Consider the following 25,608-nt stretch of genomic DNA (forward strand, 5'->3'; position numbering starts at 1 on the left):
ATGTCGGTGACGCTGTTTTTCGATCTGTACGCGCTGTTCGCGGCGGCGATCCTGGGGTTTGCACGCCTGGCACCGATTTTTTTCATGTTGCCGTTTCTCAACAGCGGAGTGCTGACCGGGGCACCGCGTCAGGCCGTCATCGTGCTGGTGGCGTTGGGGTTCTGGACCTATGTCGGCGTGCCGCTGCCGCGCCTTGACGGGGTGGCATTCTTTGGACTGTTGCTGCGCGAGGCGGGCATCGGCGTCCTGCTGGGGTGTCTGCTGTGCTGGCCGTTCTGGGTGTTGCACGCCATGGGCAACCTGATCGACAACCAGCGCGGGGCAATGCTCAGCAGTACCGTGGACCCGGCCAACGGCGTCGACACCTCGGAGCTGGCGAACTTTCTGCAACTGTTTGCCGCCGCGGTTTATCTCGAAGGCGGCGGCATGCTGTTGATGCTCGAAACCGTCGGTCACAGTTATCGCATCTGCGCACCGATCACCGGCTGCGAGGTGCATCTGCCGGCGGTTTTCAGTTTGCTGGATGGATTGGTGAGCAAGACCCTGGTCATCAGCGCACCCGTGGTCGCCACGCTGCTGGTCAGCGAAGCGCTGCTTGGCCTGCTCTCGCGGTACGCACCGCAAATGAACGCGTTCTCGGTGTCGCTGACGGTCAAGAGCCTGGTGGCGTTGGTGGTGCTGATGCTGTATTTCGGCGTGCACCTGCCCGATGAAGTCCTGCGCATGGGCACCAAATCCCAGGCACTGGAGCACATTCTGGTTGGGGACGGGCTGGGTGCCGACGGGGAGGGTGGCGATGTCGTCCAGCGCCTCGAAGACTGAGAAGCCCACCGCCAAGCGATTGCGCGATGCGTCGCGCAAGGGGCAGACGTTCAAGGCCAAGGATCTGGTCATCACTTGCCTGACCCTGTGCGGTCTCACCTACATGGTGTTCAACAGCTCACTGATGGACGTCATGGAAGTCTATCGCCGCATCATCGCCAGCGATTTTGACGCCGACCTGCAAAAGTATTCGGCGACGTTGGTGGTCGTCGGGCTCAAGGCGTTGCTGCCGCTGCTGCTGGTGTGCGCCTTGACCAGCGCATTACCGGCGTTGCTGCAAAGCGGGTTTGCCCTGGCCAGCGAAGCCTTGAAGCTGAATCTCGGCGCGTTGAACCCTATCAATGGCTTCAAAAAACTGTTCAGCCTGCGCACGGTCAAGGACACGGTCAAAGCGCTGTTGTACCTGGGCAGCTTTGCCCTGGCGCTGTGGATTGTCTGGGTCACGCAGCGGCAACTGCTGTTCGCCCAGCCGCCATTGATAGCGTGAATGTGCCGAGACGAGCCAGGCGCGTTTGTAGGTTTGCCGTACCGTTCCACTCGTCTCTTAACCCGCCAAGCATGTTCAACACGGGGCCGATTGCCAGGGCGATTGCGCTCATTACGTTGCGTGTCAGGGGCGCGGCGGCATTGGCGAGCAAGTTTTTTTCCAGGGCAAATCCAATCAGTTGCCTGCACGTAGTGAGGATGGCGGCGGTCAATCCTGTGCGCACGCCGGAAATCGTCAGGTTGCTGGCCCACCGTCCCAGATCGCCTTCGAATTCGTTGCGTCCCAACTTGATCAGGAATTCGCCACAAAGGTCAACGATGGTGTGGGTGCGTTGGATCATTGCGTCCACTGTGCTTCCGATTAGTGACTTTGTTGCCATGCACGCCTGAACAAGTCGTTCTGCCAGAGATCCAGGCATTGCAGCGGCTATTGCAGCGTCGAAATCACCCCGAAGAACGCACTGAATAACCTGACAAACGCTCGTTGTGTGTTCATCGCTGGGCATCTCGATAATCACACTGTCCAGTTCCCGAGCTACACGCTCACTCACGGTAGTTATGGTATCTGGATGCAGTCCAGCGACGAGTTCCTCGGGTACGTGATGAATCAGGTCCTCGTTGATTGTCCGAGAGTATGTGCAGCCTTCCATTTCCACTATCGTGTGAGCAGGACGGATGGGCGGCGCGGAACTGGCGGCATTTCCATAAGATTGGGGAGGTGTTGATTGGATGGAGGAGTTCAGCATTTGATTGACTTCCATGGGATGCTGCGTGAATGCAGTCGAATCGATCATTCATCCGCTGTACGGCGCGAACTATCAAAAAACGCTCCGCACCGCCGGGGTGAATAAATCCCTTGGTTCTCGCCGCTGCCCCTCCACCCGGCTATAATCGCCGCCACTTTTCATTGCCCAGAGTCAAACCCGCCCATGTACACCCTGGCCCGTCAGCTGTTGTTCAAACTTTCCCCGGAAACCTCCCACGATCTGTCCCTGGACCTGATCGGTGCGGGCGGGCGTTTGGGTCTCAACGGCTTGCTGTGCAAGGCCCCGGCGAAAAAGCCGGTGAGCGTCATGGGCCTCGACTTTCCGAACCCGGTAGGTTTGGCGGCGGGTCTGGACAAGAACGGCGCGGCCATCGACGGTTTTGCCCAACTGGGTTTTGGTTTTGTCGAAATCGGCACCATCACCCCGCGTCCACAGCCGGGCAATCCGAAACCACGGATTTTCCGTCTGCCGGAAGCCGAGGCAATCATCAACCGCATGGGCTTCAACAACCTCGGCGTCGATCACCTGCTGGCCCGCGTGGCAGCGGCCAAGTACAAGGGCGTGCTGGGCATCAACATCGGCAAGAACTTCGATACCCCGGTCGAGCGTGCGGTCGACGACTACCTGATCTGCCTGGACAAGGTTTATGCCCACGCCAGCTACGTGACGGTCAACGTCAGCTCGCCGAACACGCCGGGCCTGCGCAGCCTGCAGTTCGGTGACTCGCTCAAGCAATTGCTGGCGGATCTGGCGACCCGTCGCGCGGAACTGGCGTTGCGTCACGGTAAACATGTACCGCTGGCGATCAAGATCGCACCGGACATGACCGACGAAGAAACCGCGCAAGTCGCACAAGCGCTGATCGAAACCGGGATGGACGCGGTGATCGCCACTAACACCACCCTGAGCCGCGTCGGTGTCGAAGGCATGGAACACGGTGACGAGGCGGGCGGTTTGTCCGGCGCACCGGTTCGTGACAAGAGCACCCACACCGTGAAGGTGCTGGCAGCCGAACTGGCCGGTCGCTTGCCGATCATCGCCGTGGGCGGCATCACCGAAGGCAAGCACGCGGCCGAGAAAATCGCTGCCGGGGCGAGCCTGGTGCAGATCTACTCCGGCTTCATCTACAAAGGCCCGGCACTGATTCGCGAGTCTGTCGACGCCATCGCCGCCCAGCGCTAAACCCTGTGGGAGCGGGCTTGCTCGCGAAAACGATGTGTCAGTCAACATCACTTTTGAATGTTAAATCGCTTTCGCGAGCAAGCCCGCTCCCACAGTTAACGTGTTTACAGATCAAGGTTGAGTTTTTTCAGGCATAAAAAAGGGCTCCTTGAAGGAGCCCCTGGGCCGGAGCCCGCCGCCCGGATGGGGCGTGCGTGGTAAGTCGTTACGTAATCAGGTTGTCGTGTCGGAGTGTGTGCCCTGTGTTAGCCGACGGCGTGAAGTTCGTTGAGTCTATGGATTCCCGCAGTGCCGGTCATACCGTCCCAGTTGTCGCCGCGTCCTTCTCGCCAGCCGTTGATCCAGGCTTGGCGTACCGACGGTAGAGTAAATGGGCAAAGCTCACGGGATTTGCCACCAACGCCATATTGATATCCGCGCAAAAATGCTCTTTCCAACGGATCACGCTTAAGTCTTCTCATAGGGTGTTTCCCTCACTTGTTGACTGTAGTTATCGCGTCGACCTCAATCGAGGTCTGGCAGAAATGTCTGCCGTTGGGGGCTCGCTGCCGGCGTGGCGAGCCAAGGTGTTGACGTCCGTTGTGGCGCCAACCTGTATTGAGTTCTAACCAATGCGTCACATCGAGGGAATGATCGTTTTGTCATAAGAACGTAACCATAAAGATGCTATGGCCATAAGTAACACAATGTTTGACCCGTATTTATTGGCCAAAGCCCTGTATGATCGGCCCCCCGCAGAATGATGGGGTTAATCCTTTAGTGAGAATGGCTCGTGTTGCGTCGAGCATTTTTCGACGAAGGGTCGACTTATGTCATTTTATTGCATCAACTTTTTTATCTGCCCGTGCATCTAAGCTCTTCTAACCTGAGCAGCACGGGTGGGACGGCACACCTTCGTGCCACGCGGGCGCTCTTTTAGAAAAGCGCCTGATTGAAAACCGGGCCGGCAATGCGTTGCCGGTTCACTTAGCCAAAGGCTCTGGAATTACCATGTCCGATCGTTTCGAACTCTTCCTCACTTGCCCTAAAGGCCTTGAAGGCCTGCTCATCGAGGAAGCCGTCGGGCTTGGCCTTGAAGAAGCGCGTGAGCACACCTCTGCCGTGCGCGGCATGGCGACCATGGAAACCGCTTATCGCCTGTGCCTGTGGTCGCGTCTGGCGAACCGGGTGCTGCTGGTGCTCAAGCGTTTCCCGATGAAGGACGCCGAAGACCTGTACCACGGCGTGCTCGATATCGAGTGGCAAGACCACATGCTCAACGACGGCACCCTGGCCGTCGAGTTCAGCGGTCACGGCTCGGGCATCGACAACACCCACTTCGGCGCCTTGAAAGTCAAAGACGCCATCGTCGATAAACTGCGCACCCCGCAGGGCGACCGTCCATCCATCGACAAACTCAACCCGGACCTGCGCATTCACCTGCGTCTGGACCGTGGCGAAGCGATTCTCTCCCTCGACCTCTCCGGCCACAGCCTGCACCAGCGCGGCTATCGTTTGCAGCAAGGCGCGGCACCGCTGAAGGAAAACCTCGCGGCCGCGATCCTGATCCGTTCCGGCTGGCCACGCATCGCGGCCGATGGCGGCGCGCTGGCTGACCCGATGTGCGGTGTGGGTACGTTCCTCGTCGAAGCGGCGATGATCGCCGCCGACATGGCGCCGAACCTGCGTCGCGAGCAGTGGGGCTTCACCGCGTGGCTCGGTCACGTGCCGGCGCTGTGGAAAAAGCTGCACGAAGAAGCCACCGAACGCGCCGCGGCCGGTCTGGCCAAGCCACCGCTGTGGATTCGTGGTTACGAAGCCGACCCGCGCCTGATTCAACCGGGCCGCAACAACGTCGAACGTGCCGGCCTGAGCGAGTGGATCAAGATCTACCAGGGCGAAGTCGGTACGTTCGAGCCGCGTCCGGACCAGAACCAGAAAGGTCTGGTGATCTGCAACCCACCGTACGGCGAGCGTCTGGGCGACGAGGCGAGCTTGCTCTATCTCTACCAGAACCTCGGCGAACGCCTGCGTCAGGCCTGCCTGAACTGGGAAGCCGCCGTCTTCACCGGCGCCCCGGATCTGGGCAAGCGCATGGGCATCCGTAGCCACAAACAGTATTCGTTCTGGAACGGCGCGTTGCCGTGCAAGCTGCTGCTGATCAAGGTCACGCCGGACCAGTTCGTCACCGGCGAACGTCGCACCCCGGAACAGCGTCAGGTCGAGCGCGAACAGGCGGAATACGATCAGGCGCCGAACGAGCCGCAGGAACGTCAGTACAACAAGAACGGCAACCCGATCAAACCGGCCCCGGTGGTGATCGAGCAGCCACGCTTGAGCGAAGGCGGACAGATGTTTGCCAATCGCCTGCAAAAGAATCTCAAGGCGCTGGGCAAGTGGGTCAAGCGTGAAGGCATCGACTGCTACCGCGTTTACGATGCCGACATGCCGGAATACTCGATGGCCATCGACCTGTATCAGGATTGGGTGCACGTCCAGGAATACGCCGCGCCGAAATCCATCGATCCGGAAAAAGCCTCGGCCCGCATGTTCGACGCCCTGGCGGCCATTCCGCAGGCGTTGAACATCGACAAGAGCCGCGTGGTGGTCAAGCGTCGCGAGCGTCAGAGCGGCACCAAGCAGTACGAACGCCAGGCCGCACAGGGCAAGTTCGTCGAGGTCAACGAAGGCGGCGTGAAGCTGCTGGTGAACCTCACCGATTACCTCGACACCGGTCTGTTCCTCGACCACCGGTCGATGCGCATGCGTATTCAGAAAGAGGCGGCCGGCAAGCGCTTCCTCAACCTGTATTGCTACACCGCGACCGCCAGCGTTCACGCTGCCAAGGGCGGCGCGCGCAGCACCACCAGCGTCGATCTGTCGAAAACCTACCTGGACTGGGCGCGTCGCAACCTGTCGCTGAACGGTTTCTCCGACAAGAACCGTCTGGAGCAAGGCGACGTAATGGCCTGGCTCGACGCCTGCCGTGACGAGTACGACCTGATCTTCATCGACCCGCCGACGTTCTCCAACTCCAAGCGCATGGAAGGGATCTTCGACGTGCAACGTGACCAGGTGCAATTGATCGACCTGGCCATGGCACGGCTGGCGCCGGGGGGCGTGTTGTACTTCTCCAACAACTTCCGCAAGTTCGAGCTGGAACCCAACCTCGCCGAGCGTTATGCGGTCGAGGAGATTACCGCCCAGACCATTGATCCGGATTTTGCCCGCAACGCCAAGATCCACCGAGCCTGGAAAGTCACGGCACGTTGACACTTTCTGGCATTGGATCCACAGAGCCTTGATTTTTAAAGGCTCTTGGCTTCTTTCAGTGCTGGTCAAATTGATGGCTAATAGCTATAACTCAACGCATGGCCAATGGGCTTTTCCGGCACCTGGCGTTTTGAGTTGCCTCTATGTCGTTGCACTCCGTGCGCCCCAAGATCCTGGGTTTTATCAGTGAAGATGTTTCGGCCTGGCTGGTCGCGCTGCTGGTATTGGTCATCGGCGGCGTTCTCACGGGGCTGTTGGCCTGGTCGACCCTGAATCTGTTCCACCAACAATTGCGGCAACGTTTCCAGCTGATGGCCAGTGAACGTTACAGCCGTATCGAAGAGCGTTTCGAAGATCAGGAACAGCGCCTCGACGGCCTGCGCCGGTTCTTCACCAATTCCGATACGGTCAACCCCGACGAATTCAACGGCTATACCCAACCTCTGCTGCACCGAACCCAGGCCTATACGTTTGCCCGGCGGGTCAGCGGTGCCGAGCGCGCTGAATTTGAGCGCCAGGTGCGTGAGGAAGGTTTATCCGACTTCAGCATTCGTGAGCTCGATGCCGACGGCCAGCTGCAACTGGCGGCCGAACGGGATGAGTACGTGGTGGTGCTGTATAGCCAGACGCAAAGCCGGCTCGGTGCGCCGCTGGGTTACGACTTGCTGGCGCAACCCCTGCGCCGTTCCACCCTCGAGCGGGCCGATCAGAATGCCAGGATGGCGGTGTCGCAGCCGATGTACCTGGTCAGCATCGAGCCGGCCTATGCCCGGGGCGTGCTGTTGGTTGCGCCAGTCCTGTCCCGCAACAGTTCGCAAACCAAACCCTACGGTTACGTGATGGCGGTGATCAGCATGCGTCAGTTGCTGGCCGACGGGTTGCCGGAGGCGAGCCGCGATTATCTGTCGGTGCGCATCCTCGACTTGTCCACCGACGATCAGCACGAAGTGCTCTATGAATCCCCCAACGGGCCCGCCGCCAGTGAGTTGGCCGCGACCCGGCTGCTGCGGCTTGCCGATCACAACTATCAAGTCGATATCCAGCCCAGCGAGGCCTTCCTGCAAGCCAACCATTCTTCGGTCACCAGCGTGGTGGTGCTGGGTGGCTTGCTCAGTCTGATGCTCAGCGCGCTGCTTTATGTGCTGGTCAGTCAGCGGCAACGGGCGTTGAAAATGGTCGAGCAGCGGACCCAGGAGCTGCGCGCTCGTGAGCAGGAACTGCGCGGCACCCATGGTCAGTTGCGCGGCGTGCTGAATGCCGCGACTCAGGTGGCGATCATCGCCACCGACCTGCGCGGCGTCATCAGCACCTTCAATGCCGGGGCAGAGCAGATGCTCGGCTATTCCAGCACGGATGTGGTGGGGCACATGACCCTGGAAAACCTGCATCTGCCCCGGGAGCTGCTGGCGCGCTCGGCGGAATTGAGCGCGCGCTACGGCAAGCCGATTCCGACCTGCCAGGCGATGTTGGTCGAGGGCGGTGAAGAGGGCGGTCACGAGGCGCGGGAGTGGACCCTGGTTCGCGGCGACGGCAGCCATTTGACGGTGAACATGCTGGCGACCCCGGTGCTCGACGAGCAAGGTCTGTGGGTCGGACACCTGGCCGTCTGCATCGACGTCACCGAGCGCAAGCGGGTGTACGAGGCGCTCGCCGCACGGGATTTGTTGTTGAAGAAACTCAGTGCCCATGTGCCCGGCGGGATTTACCAGTTCAAGATGGAGTTCGACGGACGCTTCAGTCTGATCTACGCCAGCGATGGCATCCGCGAAATCTATGAGCTCGAACCGGATGTGATGCTGCTCGACGCTGAAGCGATTTTCACCCGGATTCATCCCCAGGACACCACCCGGGTTCGCGCCTCCATCCGTGCGTCGGCGGACACGCTCAGCCCATGGCGCGAGGAATACCGTGTGCTGCTGCCGGTACGTGGCCTGCGCTGGGTCCGAGGTGAAGCGACGCCGGAGGAACTGCCCGGTGGCGGCGTGCTCTGGCATGGCTACGTCTCGGACATCTCCGACTTGAAACGGGTGGAAGAAGAGTTGCGGGCGCTGTCGATTACCGACTCGCTGACCGGGATCCACAACCGCCGCTACTTCCAGGAGCGCCTGACCACCGAAATGGCCCGGGTCGAGCGCGGCGGCGGCGAGTTGTCGGTGATCATGCTCGACATCGACCACTTCAAACGCATCAATGACCAGCACGGTCATGCGGTGGGCGATCGGGTGTTGCAGGCGGTGTGCGAGCGTATTGGTTATCGGCTGCGGCGCACCGACGTGTTCTGTCGCCTGGGTGGTGAGGAGTTCATGGTGCTCTGCCCGGACATCGACGGCGAAAAGGCCCATGTGCTGGCGCTGGAGTTGTGGCAAGGCTTGCGCAGCTCGCCGATCGACGACGTCGGGATCGTCACCGCGAGTTTCGGGATCGCCAGTTGGCGCGTCAACGAGGGTGCGGATTCGCTGCTATTGCGGGCTGACTCGGGGGTTTATGCGGCGAAGCAGGCGGGGCGTGATCGGGTTCAGGGCGAGATGAATTAAATCAGGCCGCACACAAACCCCTGTGGGAGCGGGCTTGCTCGCGAAGGCGGTGCATCAGTCGACATTAATGTTGACTGACACACCGCCTTCGCGAGCAAGCCCGCTCCCACATTTGATCTGCGGTGTTTTACAGAACCGAAGCCGTATCAGGCAGTTTCGGCTGGCGATACAAGTCCAGCAGCACCTGATCCAACACCGAGGACGCGCCAAACGGTGCCTTGTCGTTGAGGATCGCCACCACCGCCCAGGTATTGCCGTTGACGTCGCGGCTGAAGCCGGAGATCGCGCGCACGGTGTTCAGAGTGCCGGTCTTGACGTGGGCTTCACCGCGCATCGCGGTGGTCTTCAGGCGTTTACGCATGGTGCCGTCGGTGCCGGCAATCGGCATCGAGCTGATGAACTCGGCGGCGTACGGGCTGTGCCACGCGGCTTGCAGCATCGCGGCCATTTCCCGCGCACTGACACGTTCTGCACGGGACAGGCCGGAACCGTTCTCCATCACCAGGTGCGGCGCGGTGATGCCTTTTTTCGCCAGCCACTGGCGCACCACACGCTGGGCCGCCTTGGCGTCGTCGCTGTCGGCGTCGGTGCGGAATTTCTGGCCCAGGCTCAGGAACAACTGCTGAGCCATGGTGTTGTTACTGTATTTGTTGATGTCGCGGATGATTTCCGCCAGGTCCGGCGAGAAGGCGCGAGCCAGCACCTTGGCGTCCTTTGGCGTGGGTGCCAGAACATCCTTGCCCTGAATGCTGCCACCCAGTTCTTTCCAGATCGCCCGGACCGCGCCCGCGGTATAGGTTGCGTGGTCGAGCAACGACAGGTAAGTCTGGGAGCTGCAGCCTTCGCCCAACTGACCGCCGACGGTCACGTTCACGGTGCCATCGGCCTGGGTTACCGGGTTGTAACGCACGCCACCGGTGCATTGCTTGGCGTTGACGGCCTTGACCTGGTTTTCGATGCGGATGCTGGAGATCGGCGGTTCGACCGAAATCAGCACCCGACCGTTGTCGTTGCGCGCCACGAAGCGCAAGGCCTTGAGGTTGACCAGCAGCGAGTCGGGTTTGACCAGGAACGGTTTGTTCTCGTCATTGCCGTCATCGTTGAACTCGGGCAATTGCGGTTGCACGAAGAAGCCACGGTCCAGCACCAGGTCGCCGGTGACTTGCGTCACGCCGTTGGCGCGCAGGTCGCGCATCAGCAGCCAGAGTTTTTCCATGTTCAGTTTCGGATCGCCGCCACCCTTGAGGTAGAGGTTGCCGTTGAGAATGCCACCGCTGAGTGTGCCGTCGGTGTAGAACTCGGTTTTCCACTGATGGTTCGGGCCGAGCATTTCCAGCGCGGCGTACGTGGTCACCAGTTTCATGGTCGAGGCCGGGTTGACCGAGACGTCAGCGTTGAAAATGGTCGGGGTGCCAGGACCGTTGAGCGGGATCATCACCAGCGACAGGGCGTTGTCCTGCAACTTGCTGGCCTTCAGGGCCTTTTCGACGTTGGGCGACAGACCGGTGTTGATGGTGGCGGCGGAAACGGGGAGGGCCAGGGGGAGAAGAAGACTGGCCAGCAACAGTGGACGCAAAGATTTGATCATCGGAAATAGAACCCTACAGCCGAGGGGAAAAATGACGAGGGCATGAAGATAAATTCCCTCAGTGGTCATGAAAGTGTCGGCATTATGCCCCAAGGTGTAGCGGCTTGTGCCGTGCCCCGGTCACCTAATCCGCTATTTTTTACCGGCGGTAGCATGTCGCGCCCAGAGAATCGGGCAATTGGCGGCTTAAACTGCTAAAGTGCCGCCCGTTATTACTTATGAGGATTGTTCCAATGGCGACTAACCGTTCCCAGCGTCTGCGCAAAAAACTGTGCGTCGATGAATTTCAAGAGCTGGGTTTCGAACTGAACCTGGATTTCAAAGAAGATTTGGCTGATGAAGCCATTGATGCTTTCCTCGACGCGTTCCTGAAAGAAGCCATGGAAGCCAACGGTCTGGGCTATGTTGGCGGCGACGACTTCGGTCTGGTTTGCCTGCAGAAACGTGGCTCGGTCAGCGCTGAACAGCGCGCTGCCGTTGAAGCCTGGCTCAAAGGCCGCACCGAGCTGACCAGCGTTGAAGTCAGCCCGCTGCTGGACGTCTGGTACCCGGAAAAGCCGATCAATCCGGTAGCTTGATGTCATGAAAAACGGCGACCCGAGGGTCGCCGTTTTTTTTTGGCAAAAAAAAACGCCGCCCCCCCCTGTAGGAGCGAGCTTGCTCGCGAAAAACGTTAACGATGACGCGGGCCGCCTGAATGCACACGTTGTCTGGACGTTTTTCGCGAGCAAGCTCCTACAAGGGGGGCGCGCGGTATTCATGACTTGCGCCAGTTCAGGATCAGCAAGGTCAACACCCCCGCCACAATCCCCCAGAACGCCGAACCGATGGAAAACAGCGTCAGCCCCGACGCCGTGACCATAAAGGTAATCAGCGCCGCTTCACGTTCCTTCACTTCGGTCATGGCAATGCTCAAGCCATTGATGATCGAACCGAACAACGCCAGCGCCGCAATCGACAGCACCAGTTCTTTCGGCAACGCGGCAAACAGCGCCGCCAGCGTCGCGCCGAATACCCCGGCGATCCCGTAGAAAATCCCGCACCAGACCGCCGCCGTATAACGCTTGTTGCGATCCTCGTGGGCATGCGGGCCGGTGCAGATGGCCGCGCTGATGGCGGCCAGGTTGATCCCGTGGGAACCGAACGGCGCCAGCAACAGCGAAGCGATGCCCGTCGTGGTGATTAGCGGCGAAGCCGGCACGTTATAACCGTCGGCGCGCAGCACGGCGATGCCCGGCATGTTCTGCGACGTCATCGCCACCACGAACAGCGGGATGCCGATGCTGATGGTCGCGGCCAGGGAGAAGTGCGGCGTGGTCCAGACCGGCGTCGCCACTTCCAGGTGAAACGCGCTGAAATCCAGCAGCCCCATGAACCCTGACAACGCCGTGCCGATGAGCAGTGCAGCGAGTACGGCGTAGCGGGGCGACAAGCGCTTGATCACCAGGTACGTGAAGAACATCCCCAGCACCAGCGCGGTGCGATGCTGGGCGGCGACGAAAATTTCGCTGCCGATCTTGAACAGAATCCCTGCCAGCAATGCGGCGGCCAAGGACGCCGGAATCTTCTTCACCAGGCGTTCGAAGCTGCCGGTCAATCCACAAATTGTGACCAGCACCGCGCAGGTGATATAGGCCCCAATGGCTTCGCCGTAGCTCACACCGCCAAGGCTGGTGATCAGCAACGCTGCACCGGGTGTCGACCAGGCAATGGTGATCGGCGTGCGATAACGCAGGGACAGGCCGATCGAGCACACCGCCATGCCGATGGAAATTGCCCAGATCCACGACGAAATCTGCCCACTGGTCAGCCCTGCCGCTTGCCCGGCCTGGAACATCAGCACCAGGGAGCTGGTGTAGCCGGTCATCATCGCGATGAAACCGGCGACAATGGCCGAGGGTGACGTATCGGCCAGAGGACGGAGCTGCGTGTGCGTTGCGTCGTTCATGACAGCGGTGTTCCTTGTTCTGATAAAAATGGCGAATCAACGCTGAACCCTGTGGGAGCGGGCTTGCTCGCGAAGGCGGTGTGTCAGTCGACATCTGCTTTAACTGACACACCGCCTTCGCGAGCAAGCCCGCTCCCACACGGGGATTGCGTTCTGGCTGCGGATTCTGCGTTAAAGCCTAAACTCAAACGTAAGCAATCGTTGCAATACAGCGAGGGCGACAAACAGCCGTACAGTCGTGTTGCCACCATCCATTGTGTACAATCGCGGTGTTTTTTACGCGATACTTGCCAGCGACCCACTGTGCCGTATTACAGTCACGGTCAATTCGCCGCAGTTCTCCCGACTCGAGTGCCCATGAACGAACAGTTGCAACCCCTCAAGAAACAACCGCGAGCAGGCAAAGCCGGCCGCAGCGGTACCCAGGACGATATTGTCTACGCGCATATCTTCGAGGCCATCCTCGAACAGCGCCTGGCGCCCGGCACCAAGTTGAGCGAAGAAGCGCTGGGGGAAATTTTCGGGGTCAGTCGCACCATCATTCGCCGCGCGCTGTCGCGCCTGGCCCATGAAGGCGTCGTGCTGTTGCGGCCGAACCGTGGCGCCGTGGTTGCCAGCCCGAGTGTCGAAGAAGCGCGTCAGGTGTTCCTTGCCCGGCGTCTGGTGGAGCGTGCGATCACGGAACTGGCGGTGCAACACGCCACCGCCGAGCAGATTGCCGAATTGCGCCAGATGGTCAACGACGAACGCGACAGCTTCTCCCGTGGCGATCGCGGTGCCGGTATCCGTCTGTCGGGCGAGTTTCACCTGAAACTGGCCGAAGCGGCGAAGAATGCTCCGTTGATCAGCTTCCAGCGCAGCCTGGTGTCCCAGACCTCGTTGATCATCGCCCAATACGAAAGTGGCAACCGTTCGCACTGTTCCTACGACGAGCACACCCAACTGATCGACGCCATTGAAGCGCGTAACGGGGAGTTGGCGGTGAATTTGATGATGCATCACATGGATCACATCGACAGCAAACTCAACCTCGACGAGGAAAGTGCGTCGGATGATTTGCATGCGGTGTTCTCGCATTTGCTGCAGACCAAGAAGCCAGGGCGGCCGACCGCGAAACTCTGATAGACCGAGTGGCGCCCTTCGCGAGCAAGCCCGCTCCCACAGGGTTTTGTGTTGAATGCAAATCCTGTGTCCACCAGAGATCAACTGTGGGAGCGGGCTTGCTCGCGAAGGCAATCTGACAGACAACAAAAATCCCCCGGCCTGAAAAGCGACGGGGGATTTTTTATGCCCGAAAAACCTTACCGCTGATGCACCTGACTCCCCGCCGCATACGTCTGCAACACCGTCCGGTCATCCCCCAGCGTCATCAACACAAACAACGTCTCGGCAATGTTGTTCGCCTGCTTCAAGCGATAGCTCAGCAACGGCGTAGCGTTGTAATCCAGCACCAGGAAGTCTGCATCGGTGCCCGGTTTCAGCGTGCCGATCTTGTCTTCCAGGCGCAGTGCACGCGCACCGCCGAGGGTCGCCAGGTACAACGATTTGAACGGGCTCAGTCGCGCGCCTTGCAGCTGCATGACTTTGTACGCCTCGTTCAACGTCTGTAGCAGCGAAAAACTGGTGCCGCCGCCAACGTCCGTGCCCAGACCGACATTCAGCTTGTGCTTCTCGGCCATCGGCAAATTGAACAGGCCGCTGCCGAGGAAGAAGTTCGAGGTCGGGCAGAAGGCAATCGCCGAACCGGTCTCCGCCAGGCGCGCGCATTCGTCGTCGCACAGGTGCACGCCGTGGGCGAACACCGAGCGCTCGCCCAGCAACTGGTAGTGATCGTAAACGTCGAGGTAGCCCTTGCGCTCCGGGAACAGTGCCTTGACCCACTCGACTTCCTTGAGGTTTTCGCTGATGTGGGTCTGCATGTACAGATCCGGATATTCACTGAGCAACTGGCCGGCGAGGGTCAGTTGTTCCGGGGTGCTGGTCGGCGCAAAGCGCGGAGTGACGGCGTAGTGCAAGCGACCTTTGCCGTGCCAGCGCTCGATCAACGCCTTGCTTTCGACGTAGCTGGATTCGGCGGTGTCGGTCAGGTAGTCCGGCGCGTTGCGGTCCATCATCACCTTGCCGGCGATCATTCGCAGGTCCAGCTGTTCGGCGGCCTCGAAGAACGAGTTCACCGATTGCGGGTGCACGCTGCCGAACACCAGCGCGGTGGTGGTGCCGTTGCGCAGCAGTTCCTTGATGAAAATGTCCGCGACTTCGTCGGCATGGGCCTTGTCGGCGAACTGGCTTTCACATGGGAAGGTGTAGGTGTTGAGCCAGTCCAGCAACTGCTCGCCGTAGGCGCCGACCATGCCGGTTTGCGGCAGGTGGATGTGGGTATCGATGAAGCCGGGGGTGATCAGCGCGTCCTGATAATGAGTGATCTCGATATCGGCCGGCAGGGTCGGCAGCAATTCGCTGGCGTGACCGAGGGCGCTGATCTGGCCGTTATCGACCACCAGCAAACCATCTTCGAAATACTCATAGGACGCTTCGATGCCCACTTCGGCGGGGTCGGCGATGCTGTGCAGGATGGCGGCGCGGTAGGCTTTGCGAGTCAGAGGCATGGGCGTTCTCAGTGGGAGGCCTGGCTGCGGCGTGAAGCAGGCAGCAGTTTGGCAATCGATGATCCGGCGCTGGCGGTGTGCTGGCCGAAATTCGCGTTATAGGTGGCGATGATCTCGCCGGCGATGGAGATGGCGATTTCCACAGGCAACTTGCCTTTGACTTCGCCGAGGCCCATCGGGCAGCGCATGCGTTGCAGCACGCTGCTGTCAAAACCGCGGTCGCGCAGACGGTGTTCGAACTTCACCCGTTTGGTCTTCGAGCCGATCAGGCCGAAGTAAGCGAAGTCGTTGCGTTTGAGGATCGCAGCGGTGAGTTCAAGGTCGAGCTGATGATTGTGGGTCATGACGATGCAGTAACTGCCGGCGGGCAGGTCGTCGATTTCGTCCACCGGTTCTTCGGCGACGATTTTGCGTACGCCATAGGGGATCTGTTCAGGGAATTCCGCTTCCCGCGAATCGATCCAGCGCACCCGGCAGGGCAGGCTGGCGAGCAACGGCACCAATGCCCGACCGACATGGCCGGCGCCGAACACGGCAATCTGCGCCTGAACCTGGCCCATCGGTTCGAACAGCAACACGGTCACGCCGCCGCAGCATTGACCGAGGCTGGCACCGAGGCTGAAGCGCTCCAGGTGCGTGTCCTGTTTGCCGCTGGCCAGCATTTCGCGGCCGATCTGCATGGCCTTGTATTCCAGATGCCCGCCACCGATGGTGTCGAAGGTCTGGCTGGCGCTGATGACCATCTTCGAGCCAGCATTGCGCGGCGTCGAGCCGAGCTCTTCGATGATGGTCACCAACACGCAGGGTTCACCGCGGTTTTGCAGGTCGGCGAGGGCGTCGATCCAGTTGTACATGTTTCACCTCGACATCTGTGTTGTCTGTTCGGCCGTCTTCGCGAGCAAGCCCGCTCCCACAGGGGAGTGCATTCCAAATGTGGGAGCGGGCTTGCTCGCGAAGGGAGCGCCTCGGTTTAGAGCGAAGCCAACTCGGTTTCGGTTTCAACGGCCTTGGCCGCCTTCAACTGCCGCATCTGCTCACACCCCCACAACACCCGCTCCGGCGTCGCCGGTGCATCGATTTTCGGTTGATGCCTGTAATCGCCCAGACTCGCCACCGCGTCCTTGATCGCACACCACGACGCGATGCCGAGCATGAACGGTGGTTCGCCCACAGCCTTGGAGTGGAACACCGTGTCTTCGGGATTCTTGCGGTTCTCCACCAGCTTCACCCGCAGGTCCAGCGGCATGTCCGCCACCGCGGGAATCTTGTAGCTCGCCGGGCCGTTGGTCATGAGTTTGCCCTTGTTGTTCCACACCAGTTCTTCCATGGTCAGCCAGCCCATGCCCTGGATGAAACCGCCCTCGACCTGGCCGATGTCGATGGCCGGGTTCAGCGAGGCGCCGACGTCGTGGAGGATGTCGGTGCGCAGCATTTTGTATTCGCCGGTCAGGGTGTCGATGATCACTTCGCAGCACGCCGCACCGAACGCGTAGTAGTAGAACGGCCGACCCCGTGCCTGGCTACGGTCGTAGAAGATTTTCGGGGTCTTGTAGAACCCGGTGCTCGACAGCGAAACCTGCGCGAAATACGCCTGCTGGATCAGTGCTTCGAAGGTCAGGATGTGATCGCGAACCCGCACGTGGCCGTTGTGGAACTCCACATCTTCTTCGCTGACTTTGTATTGCCGAGCGGCAAATTCCACCAGGCGCTGCTTGATGATTTCAGCCGCGTTCTGTGCGGCTTTACCGTTCAGGTCGGCGCCGCTGGACGCTGCGGTCGGCGAGGTGTTGGGCACCTTGTCGGTGTTGGTCGCGGTGATCTGCACGCGGTCCATTTCCACCTGGAACACTTCAGCCACGACCTGCGCGACTTTGGTGTTCAGGCCTTGGCCCATCTCCGTGCCGCCATGGTTCAGGTGGATGCTGCCGTCGGTGTAGACGTGGACCAGCGCACCGGCCTGATTAAGGAAACTGGCGGTGAACGAAATACCGAATTTCACCGGGGTCAGTGCCAGGCCTTTTTTCAGGATCGGGCTGTTGGCGTTGTAGCGACGAATCGCTTCGCGGCGCTCGGCGTACTGGCTGCTTTCTTCCAGTTCGGCGGTCATTTCCTCGAGCATGTTGTGCTCGACGGTCTGGTAGTAATGGGTGACGTTGCGCTCGGTCTTGCCGTAGTAGTTGGCCTTGCGCACCGCCAGCGGATCGAGGGCCAGATGCCGGGCAATCGCGTCCATCACTTCTTCGATCGCAACCATCCCTTGCGGACCACCGAACCCACGGTAAGCGGTGTTCGACGCGGTGTTGGTCTTGCAGCGGTGACCATTGATGGTCGCATCGCCCAGGTAGTACGAGTTGTCGGCATGGAACATCGCGCGGTCGACAATCGACGCCGACAAGTCCGGCGAGCAACCGCAGTTACCGGCCAGTTCCAGCGCGATGCCGTGCAGGCGACCGGTGCTGTCGAAGCCGACGTCGTACTCGACGTAGAACGGGTGACGCTTGCCGGTCATCAGCATGTCTTCGACGCGCGGCAGGCGCATCTTGGTCGGCTGGCCGGTGATATGCGCGATGACGGCGCACAAGCATGCCGGACTCGCAGCCTGGGTTTCCTTGCCGCCGAAACCACCGCCCATGCGGCGCATGTCGACGACGATTTTGTTCATCGAAACGTCCAGAACCTCGGCCACCAGTTTCTGCACTTCGGTGGGGTTCTGGGTCGAGCAGTAAACGATCATCCCGCCATCTTCAGTCGGCATCACCGAAGAGATCTGGGTTTCGAGGTAGAAGTGTTCCTGACCGCCGATGTGCAGCGTGCCTTGAATACGATGCTCAGCGGTGGCCAAGGCACCGGCCGAATCACCACGCTGATGCGTGTGGCTGTCGAGCACAAAGTGGCGCTTGCGCAGGGCTTCGACCACGTCCAGCACCGGCTCCAGATCTTCGTACTCGATGATCGCGGCCATGGCGGCTTTGCGTGCGGTTTCCAGATCTTTTGCGGCGACGGCGAGCACCGGTTGACCGACGAATTGCACATCATCGATGGCCAGCAATGGATCACCCGGCAGCAACGGACCGATGTCTTTCAACCCTGGCACGTCTTCGTGGGTGATGGCGATGCGCACGCCTTCAAAGGCGTAGCAGGGCTTGGTGTCGATGCTGATGATTTTCGCGTGGGCGCGGTCCGACAGCCGGGCGTAAACGTGCAGCTGATTGGGAAATTCCAGACGGTCGTCGATGTACTGCGCTTCACCGGACACATGCTTGGCGGCGCTGTCGTGCTTGACGCTGCGGCCGACACCGGTGGTCAGGTCCTTGGCGAACAGTTCAGCCAGTTCGGCCTGGGTCTTCTCTACGGCGTGATGGTTAGACATAAGCGGTCACCCGAGTCTCGATGTGCGGCGTTTGCAATTCGATGAAGTATTTGCGCAGCAAATTCTGCGCGCTGAGCAGGCGGTATTCCTTGCTGGCGCGGAAGTCCGAGAGCGGCGTGAAATCTTCGGCCAGGGCGGCGCAGGCGCGTTCGACGGTGGCGTTGTTGAACGGTGAACCGAGTAACACGGCTTCGCAATGGGCGGCGCGTTTCGGGATGGCAGCCATGCCGCCAAACGCCACGCGGGCATCAGCAATCACACCGTTTTCGATGCGCAGGTTGAACGCCGCGCACACCGCGGAAATATCATCGTCCAAACGCTTGGAAACCTTGTACGCACGGAACAGTTGTTCGGCACTGGCGCGCGGCACGATGATCTTCTCGATGAACTCGCTTTCCTGACGAGCCGTGACGCGGTAGTCGATGAAGTAATCTTCCAGGGCCATGGTGCGGCGGGTTTCGCCCTTGCACAAAACGATCTGCGCGCCCAGAGCGATCAGCAGCGGTGGCGAGTCACCAATCGGCGAGGCGTTGCCGATGTTGCCGCCGAGGGTGCCCTGGTTGCGGATCTGCAAGGACGCAAAGCGTTGCAGCAATTCGCCGAAATCCGGGTACTCGGCCTTCAAGGCTTCATAGCAGTCGGAGAGGGCGGTGGCGGCACCGATTTCCAGACGATCATCGAAGCGTTCGATGCGCTTCATCTCGGCGACGTTGCCGACGTAAATCATCACTGGCAGCGTGCGGTGGAACTGGGTGACGTCCAGCGCCAGGTCCGTACCGCCGGCCAGCAGACGGGCTTGCGGATACGCATCGTAGAGGTCGGCCAGATCGGCCACGGTCAGCGGCACCAGGCAGCGCTTGTCACCACTGTTGAGTTCACCGATATCGGTAGGGGCAATGGCCTTCAGGCGCGCGATGGTCTCGGTTTCGCGAGCATCGAACTGGTCCGGTTGCTGGCCGCAGCAGGATTGCTCGGCGGCGGCGAGGATCGGCCGATAGCCGGTGCAACGACAGAGGTTGCCGGCCAGCGCTTCGTGCGCTTTATGCGAGTCCGGTTGATCACTGTTCTTTTGCAGTGCAAACAGCGACATCACAAAACCGGGGGTGCAGAAACCGCACTGCGAGCCGTGGCACTCGACCATGGCTTTCTGCACGCTGTGCAGTTCGCCTTTGTGCTTGAGGTCTTCGACGCTGATCAGTTGTTTGCCGTGCAGCGACGAAACGAACGTCAGGCACGAGTTGAGGCTGCGATAGCGAATGTGTTCGCGGCCATCGTCATCCGTTTGCAACTCGCCGACCACCACGGTGCACGCGCCACAGTCACCGCTGGCGCAGCCTTCTTTGGTGCCGGGTTTGCCCACATGGTCGCGCAGATAGTTGAGCACGGTCAGGTTCGGGTCCAGGGCGTGCTCGCTACGGAGTTCCTGGTTTAGTAAAAACTGGATCACGGAAGGCCTCGCAGACTCATTATTGTTGTTAACCGACTGGGACCGAATTTATCAGGTCTGACTTTCGGGTCAATGATTTTCTGACTTAAAGGTCAGGAAATAGCGTTTTGTCGATTAACAACCTGTTCCTTCATTATTGACCCTCGCGGGATTGCCTGCTTTTTTGCTGGAATCGTGCCAAAAACCACCGAGTGGGCACTCCGCCATGACCCTTTATGTGCGCTACACTGCGCCGCTTGTGCAGATCGAAGAGTTTGAAGGGACAACCATGACGTTCAAGGCGCCGGACAGCCTCGCCGAGCAAATTGCTCACCACCTCGCCGAACGCATCATTCGTGGCGAAATGAAGCCTGGGGAGCGCATCCAGGAACAGAAAGTCACGCTGGCCCTCAATGTCAGCCGCGGTTCGGTCCGCGAAGCCTTGCTGATCCTCGAGCGGCGCCACCTGATCGCGATCCTGCCGCGACGCGGCGCCCACGTAACCGAACTCACCGCCCACAAGGTGCAGAGCCTGTGCACGCTGATGAGCGAGCTGTACATCCTGCTCGGCAACGCAGTGGCCAAGGGCTGGCAAGTCCAGGCCGACATGGCGCCGTTCGTGCAGATCCAGCAGCGCCTCACCGCCAGTTACGAGCGGCAGGACATCCGCACCTTCGTCGACGACAGCTTCAATGTGATGCGCGCCGCGTATCCGTTTGCCAATAACCCGTACTTGCAGGAGACCGTCGAGAACCTGCAGCCGGCCATGAGCCGCGCGTATTTTCTCGCCCTTGAGCAGCGCAAGGCCTCGATGAGCGAGTTCCTCGAGCTGTTCGAGCGCTTGCTCGCGGCCGTGCTGGCCCGTGATTTTCCGCAGATCCGCGAAGTGCTGACGGCGTACGCCCAGCGCAGTTGCGATCTGGTGGTCTCTGCCCTGACGGACGCTTAAGCGTGCGGCTCAAGTGCATCAAACTGGCGGGGTTCAAATCCTTCGTCGATCCGACCACGGTGAACTTCCCCAGTAACATGGCGGCGGTGGTCGGGCCCAATGGTTGCGGCAAGTCGAACATCATCGACGCCGTACGCTGGGTGATGGGCGAGAGCTCGGCCAAGAACCTGCGCGGCGAGTCGATGACCGACGTCATCTTCAACGGTTCGACCAGTCGCAAACCCGTGAGCCAGGCCAGCATCGAGCTGGTGTTCGACAACACCGACGGCACCCTGCTCGGCGAATACGCCGCTTATGCGGAAATCTCCATTCGCCGCAAAGTGACCCGCGACAGCCAGACCACTTATTACCTCAACGGCACCAAATGCCGCCGCCGCGATATCACCGACATCTTCCTCGGCACAGGCCTCGGCCCGCGCAGCTACTCGATCATCGAGCAGGGGATGATCTCCAAGCTAATCGAGTCCAAGCCCGAAGACTTGCGCAACTTTATTGAAGAAGCGGCGGGCATCTCCAAGTACAAGGAGCGCCGGCGCGAGACCGAAAACCGCATCCGTCGCACCCACGAAAACCTGGAACGCCTGACGGACCTGCGCGAAGAGCTTGCGCGTCAGCTTGAGCGCTTGCACCGCCAGGCCGAGTCGGCCAAGAAGTATCAGGAATACAAGGGCGAGGAGCGGCAGCTCAAGGCGCAACTGTCAGCGCTGCGCTGGCAGGCGTTGAACGAACAGGTGGGTCAGCGCGAAGCGGTCATCGGCAATCAGGAAGTCACGTTCGAAGCGTTGGTGGCCGAGCAACGCAACGCCGACGCGAGCATCGAACGCTTGCGGGACGGGCACCATGACCTGTCGGAGCGCTTCAATCTGGTGCAGGGGCGCTTCTATTCGGTCGGCGGCGACATCGCCCGGGTCGAGCAGAGCATCCAGCACGGTCAGCAACGTCTGCGTCAGTTGCAGGACGATCTGAAAGAAGCCGAACGCGCACGTCTGGAAACCGAATCGCATTTGGGGCACGACCGCACGTTGCTGCTGACCCTCGGCGAAGAGCTGGACATGCTCACGCCGGAGCAGGAAGTCACCAGCGCCGCTGCCGAAGAAGCCGCCGCCGCGCTGGAAGAATCCGAAACCACCATGCACGGCTGGCAGGAGCAGTGGGACACGTTCAACCTGACCGCTGCCGAGCCGCGTCGCCAATCCGAAGTCCAGCAGTCGCGCATTCAGCAGCTGGAAACCAGCATGGAGCGTTTGGCGGATCGCCAGAAGCGTCTTGGCGAAGAGCGAGCGTTGCTCTCGGCGGACCCGGAAGATGCGGCAATCATGGAACTCAGCGAGCAACTTGCCGCTAGCGAAGCGACGCTGGAAGATTTGCAGGCCAGCGAGGAAGCGCAGGTCGAACGCCTCGAGCAGTTGCGTCAGGAATTGCAGCAAGCACTGTCGGCACAGCAACAGGCGCAGGGTGATTTGCAGCGCCTCAACGGGCGCCTCGCCTCGCTGGAAGCCTTGCAGCAAGCCGCACTCGATCCGGGCACCGGCACCGCTGAATGGCTGCGCGAACAACACTTGGCCGACCGCCCGCGACTGGCCGAAGGCCTGAAAGTGGAAGCCGGTTGGGAATTGGCGGTGGAAACCGTGCTCGGTGCCGATCTGCAAGCAGTGCTGGTGGATGATTTCGGCGATTTCGATCTGGCCGGTTTTGCCCAGGGCGACTTGCGATTGCTCAGCCCCGCCAGCGATGGCGTGCGCGTGCCCGGCAGCCTGCTCGACAAGGTCGAGGCGCAGATCGATCTGTCGTCGTGGCTGGGGCAGGTCAAGCCGGTTGATAGCCTCGAGCAGGCCTTGGTCCTGCGCGGTCAGTTGAGCGCCGGCCAGAGCTTGATCAGCCGCGACGGTTACTGGGTCGGTCGGCACTTTTTACGGGTGCGCCGGGCCAGCGAAGCGGAAAGCGGTGTGCTCGCTCGCGGTCAGGAAATCCAGCGGCTGAGCATCGAGCGTGAAGAGCGTGAAGCCACGGTCGAAACCCTCGAAACCCAACTTCAAAATCTCCGGGCGCAGCAGCGTCAGCAGGAAAACGGTCGCGAACATTTGCGCCGTTTGCTGCAAGACGAAGCGCGTCAGCAAGGTGAGTTGAAAGCCCAGTTGTCCGCCGGCAAAGCCAAGGTTGAACAGTTGACGTTGCGTCGCACCCGGCTCGATGAAGAACTCACCGAACTGGCCGAACAACGTGCGCTGGAGCACGAAAACATCGGTGAAGCGCGTCTGCAATTGCAGGACGCTCTGGACGCCATGGCGCTGGACACCGAGCAGCGGGAGTTGCTGCTGGCCCAGCGCGACAGTCTGCGCGAGCGACTGGATCGCGTGCGTCAGGAAGCCCGGCAACACAAGGATCACGCGCATCAATTGGCGGTGCGTCTGGGGTCGCTCAAGGCGCAACACGACTCGACGCGTCAGGCGCTGGAACGGCTGGAAATGCAGGCCGAGCGTCTGACCGAGAAACGCGAACAGCTGAGCCTCAATCTGGAGGAGGGCGAGGCGCCGCTGGAAGAATTGCGCCTGAAGCTCGAAGAGTTGCTCGACAAGCGCATGACCGTCGACGAAGAACTCAAGACCGCACAGATTGCCCTTGAAGACGCCGACCGTGAACTGCGTGACGCCGAGAAGCGCCGCAATCAGGCCGAACAGCAATCGCAGTTGATTCGTGGCCAGATGGAAACGCAACGCATGGAATGGCAAGCCCTGACCGTGCGCCGCAAGACCCTGGAAGATCAGTTGCTGGAAGACGGTTACGACCTGCACGGCGTACTCGCCACGCTGGTGGCCGAGGCCAACGAGAAGGACGCCGAAGAAGAACTCGAACGCATTGCCGCGCGGATTCAGCGCCTCGGCGCGATCAACCTCGCGGCCATCGACGAATACCAGCAACAATCCGAGCGTAAACGTTATCTGGATGCGCAGAACGATGATCTGGTGGAAGCGCTGGACACGCTCGAGAACGTGATTCGCAAGATCGACAAGGAAACCCGCAACCGCTTCAAAGATACCTTTGATCAGATCAATGGCGGTTTACAGGCGCTTTTCCCAAAAGTTTTCGGTGGAGGTCGCGCGTATTTGGAACTGACGGGCGAAGATCTACTCGATACAGGGGTGACGATCATGGCGCAGCCGCCCGGAAAGAAGAACAGCACCATCCATTTGCTCTCCGGCGGCGAAAAAGCCCTGACGGCATTGGCCCTGGTTTTTGCGATCTTCAAGTTGAATCCGGCGCCGTTCTGCATGCTCGATGAAGTTGATGCGCCACTGGATGACGCTAACGTTGGACGCTACGCCCGGCTGGTGAAAGAGATGTCGCAGACGGTGCAGTTCATCTATATCACCCACAACAAGATCGCCATGGAAATGGCCGATCAATTGATGGGGGTGACGATGCACGAGCCGGGGTGCTCGCGTCTGGTGGCGGTGGATGTCGAGGAGGCCATGGCGATGGTGGATGCCTGAGTCAGCGCTTGAAGGGCAGGTGTTTTTTGTCTGTAGGACATATTTACCTCCCTCTACTTGCTGGCCAATCGACATATTCGCGCAAGCCACTGTGACAGACGGTGTAAAGTTGCCTTTGGTCGTGCTAGTTTAATGTCAAATTTTCGTATACGTGGGCAAAACGCCTGTCAGAACATAGAGTTGGCGCCACGTTTTAAAGCGGTTTACAAGCTGTAAACCCCTTATTTTTCAGCATTTTTTATAGAGGCACGGGATTACATGGAAATCGGTCTGCGCGAGTGGCTGATCGTCATCGGCATTATTGTCATTGCCGGTATTCTTTTCGATGGCTGGCGCCGCATGCGCGGCGGCAAGGGAAAACTGAAATTCCGTCTTGACCGGAGTCTGTCCAATTTGCCGGACGAGGACACCGGCGCCGAGCTGTTGGGCCCGCCCCGCGTCCTGGATACCCACAAAGAGCCGCATCTGGACGAGCACGATCTGCCGTCGGTGAGCATGCCAGCCCGTGAACCCCGTGAGTCGGGTTCCAAACGCGGCAAGCGTGGCCATGGCGAACCGTCGCAAGGTGATATGAACCTCAGCCTGGACCTGGACGGCGGCCCGAGTTTCAGCAGCCGTGACGACGATTTCCCGGATGACACCAAGTCCTCGCCGTCGGTCAGCGACAAGGAACAACCGCAAGCCGAAGAAGTGCTGGTGATCAGCGTGATCTGCCGCGACGCCGCCGGCTTCAAAGGCCCGGCGCTGTTGCAGAACATTCTGGAAAGCGGTCTGCGCTTCGGCGAGATGGACATTTTCCACCGCCACGAAAGCATGGCCGGCAATGGCGAAGTCCTGTTCTCCATGGCCAATGCGGTCAAGCCGGGCATCTTCGATCTGGACGACATCGACCACTTCAGCACGCCGGCCGTGAGCTTCTTCCTCGGTCTGCCAGGCCCGCGTCATCCGAAGCAGGCCTTCGACGTGATGGTGGCTGCGGCGCGCAAGCTGTCCCAGGAGTTGAACGGCGAATTGAAGGACGACCAGCGCAGCGTGCTGACCGCCCAGACGATCGAGCATTACCGTCAGCGTATTGTTGAGTTTGAACGTCGCGCACTGACCCAGAAGCGATAAAGGCAAAAGATCGCAGCCTCGTTTCACTCGACAGCTCCTACAGGTATCGCGATGTGCTGTAGGAGCTGTCGAGT

Annotated in this window: 17 protein-coding genes and 1 pseudogene; 10 read left to right on the plus strand and 8 right to left on the minus strand. The window is 60.3% G+C overall.

All coding sequences use genetic code 11. The features are described from left to right. Together sctT and ACA073_RS08970 are read left to right on the plus strand one after the other, a co-directional pair. Positions 1-822 (plus strand): type III secretion system export apparatus subunit SctT, encoded by an 822-nt coding sequence (gene sctT, locus ACA073_RS08965; protein WP_497402959.1) that lies wholly within the window; start codon positions 1-3, stop codon positions 820-822. Then, positions 797-1,291 (plus strand): annotated as a pseudogene (locus ACA073_RS08970) (EscU/YscU/HrcU family type III secretion system export apparatus switch protein); the annotation flags it as partial. The gene sctT and the pseudogene ACA073_RS08970, both read left to right, overlap by 26 nt. Here ACA073_RS08970 and ACA073_RS08975 read toward each other — a convergent pair. After that, entirely contained in the window at positions 1,263-2,069 is an 807-nt protein-coding gene (locus ACA073_RS08975; RefSeq protein ID WP_497402960.1) for a hypothetical protein, read from the minus strand. The pseudogene ACA073_RS08970 and the gene ACA073_RS08975 sit on opposite strands and share 29 nt — an antisense overlap. Before the next feature lie 168 nt (positions 2,070-2,237). Between ACA073_RS08975 and ACA073_RS08980 the strand changes: the two genes are divergently transcribed. Next, positions 2,238-3,257 (plus strand): quinone-dependent dihydroorotate dehydrogenase, encoded by a 1,020-nt coding sequence (locus tag ACA073_RS08980; protein WP_497402961.1) that lies wholly within the window; start codon positions 2,238-2,240, stop codon positions 3,255-3,257. A 245-nt stretch (positions 3,258-3,502) separates the two neighbouring features. On the opposite strand, the gene rmf is transcribed toward ACA073_RS08980, so the two are convergent. Then, positions 3,503-3,718 carry a ribosome modulation factor gene (gene rmf / locus ACA073_RS08985; RefSeq protein WP_003223300.1) on the minus strand — a complete coding sequence of 72 codons (216 nt, stop codon included), beginning with the start codon at positions 3,716-3,718 and terminating at the stop codon, positions 3,503-3,505. 529 nt (positions 3,719-4,247) lie between these two features. Between rmf and rlmKL the strand changes: the two genes are divergently transcribed. After that, on the plus strand, positions 4,248-6,509 hold the full coding sequence (rlmKL, locus tag ACA073_RS08990; RefSeq protein WP_497402962.1) for a bifunctional 23S rRNA (guanine(2069)-N(7))-methyltransferase RlmK/23S rRNA (guanine(2445)-N(2))-methyltransferase RlmL: 2,262 nt from the start codon (positions 4,248-4,250) through the stop codon (positions 6,507-6,509). 143 nt (positions 6,510-6,652) lie between these two features. Next, complete coding sequence (locus tag ACA073_RS08995; protein WP_497402963.1) at positions 6,653-9,043, plus strand: sensor domain-containing diguanylate cyclase; 2,391 nt, start codon at positions 6,653-6,655, stop codon at positions 9,041-9,043. Between the two features lie 127 nt (positions 9,044-9,170). On the opposite strand, the gene dacB is transcribed toward ACA073_RS08995, so the two are convergent. Beyond that, on the minus strand, positions 9,171-10,631 hold the full coding sequence (gene dacB / locus ACA073_RS09000; RefSeq protein ID WP_497402964.1) for a D-alanyl-D-alanine carboxypeptidase/D-alanyl-D-alanine endopeptidase: 1,461 nt from the start codon (positions 10,629-10,631) through the stop codon (positions 9,171-9,173). Positions 10,632-10,864: 233 nt separating this feature from the next. On the opposite strand from dacB, the gene ACA073_RS09005 reads away from it, so the two are divergent. Further along, positions 10,865-11,209, plus strand: coding sequence for a YggL family protein (locus tag ACA073_RS09005; protein WP_095082694.1), 345 nt, complete (start codon positions 10,865-10,867; stop codon positions 11,207-11,209). Between the two features lie 179 nt (positions 11,210-11,388). On the opposite strand, the gene ACA073_RS09010 is transcribed toward ACA073_RS09005, so the two are convergent. Next, positions 11,389-12,579 carry a benzoate/H(+) symporter BenE family transporter gene (locus ACA073_RS09010; RefSeq protein ID WP_497402965.1) on the minus strand — a complete coding sequence of 397 codons (1,191 nt, stop codon included), beginning with the start codon at positions 12,577-12,579 and terminating at the stop codon, positions 11,389-11,391. A 357-nt stretch (positions 12,580-12,936) separates the two neighbouring features. Between ACA073_RS09010 and ACA073_RS09015 the strand changes: the two genes are divergently transcribed. Continuing rightward, complete coding sequence (locus ACA073_RS09015; RefSeq protein WP_084318661.1) at positions 12,937-13,701, plus strand: GntR family transcriptional regulator; 765 nt, start codon at positions 12,937-12,939, stop codon at positions 13,699-13,701. A 179-nt stretch (positions 13,702-13,880) separates the two neighbouring features. Here the strand turns inward: ACA073_RS09015 and guaD are convergent, their stop codons facing one another. From guaD to xdhA, 4 genes are all read right to left on the minus strand, one after another. Beyond that, positions 13,881-15,185 (minus strand): guanine deaminase, encoded by a 1,305-nt coding sequence (guaD, locus tag ACA073_RS09020; RefSeq protein WP_497402966.1) that lies wholly within the window; start codon positions 15,183-15,185, stop codon positions 13,881-13,883. Positions 15,186-15,193: 8 nt separating this feature from the next. Next, positions 15,194-16,039, minus strand: a complete 846-nt coding sequence (gene xdhC, locus ACA073_RS09025; protein WP_497402967.1) for a xanthine dehydrogenase accessory protein XdhC — start codon at positions 16,037-16,039, stop codon at positions 15,194-15,196. 116 nt (positions 16,040-16,155) lie between these two features. Continuing rightward, positions 16,156-18,555: a xanthine dehydrogenase molybdopterin binding subunit gene (xdhB, locus tag ACA073_RS09030; RefSeq protein WP_497402968.1), complete on the minus strand. Its 2,400-nt coding sequence runs from the start codon at positions 18,553-18,555 to the stop codon at positions 16,156-16,158. Beyond that, positions 18,548-20,002 (minus strand): xanthine dehydrogenase small subunit, encoded by a 1,455-nt coding sequence (xdhA, locus tag ACA073_RS09035; protein WP_497402969.1) that lies wholly within the window; start codon positions 20,000-20,002, stop codon positions 18,548-18,550. The genes xdhB and xdhA overlap by 8 nt, the downstream gene beginning before the upstream one ends. A 268-nt stretch (positions 20,003-20,270) precedes the next feature. Between xdhA and ACA073_RS09040 the strand changes: the two genes are divergently transcribed. The 3 genes from ACA073_RS09040 to zipA all read left to right on the plus strand — a co-directional run bounded on the left by ACA073_RS09040 (position 20,271) and on the right by zipA (position 25,534). Beyond that, a complete protein-coding gene (locus ACA073_RS09040) occupies positions 20,271-20,930 on the plus strand; it encodes a GntR family transcriptional regulator (RefSeq protein ID WP_497404029.1) in 660 nt (219 codons plus the stop codon). Between the two features lie 2 nt (positions 20,931-20,932). Continuing rightward, positions 20,933-24,421, plus strand: a complete 3,489-nt coding sequence (gene smc / locus ACA073_RS09045) for a chromosome segregation protein SMC (RefSeq protein ID WP_497402970.1) — start codon at positions 20,933-20,935, stop codon at positions 24,419-24,421. A 258-nt stretch (positions 24,422-24,679) separates the two neighbouring features. Continuing rightward, positions 24,680-25,534: a cell division protein ZipA gene (gene zipA / locus ACA073_RS09050; protein WP_497402971.1), complete on the plus strand. Its 855-nt coding sequence runs from the start codon at positions 24,680-24,682 to the stop codon at positions 25,532-25,534. The last annotated feature ends 74 nt before the right edge of the window (positions 25,535-25,608 follow it).

The sequence above is a fragment of the Pseudomonas sp. LBUM1670 genome (assembly GCF_059695695.1).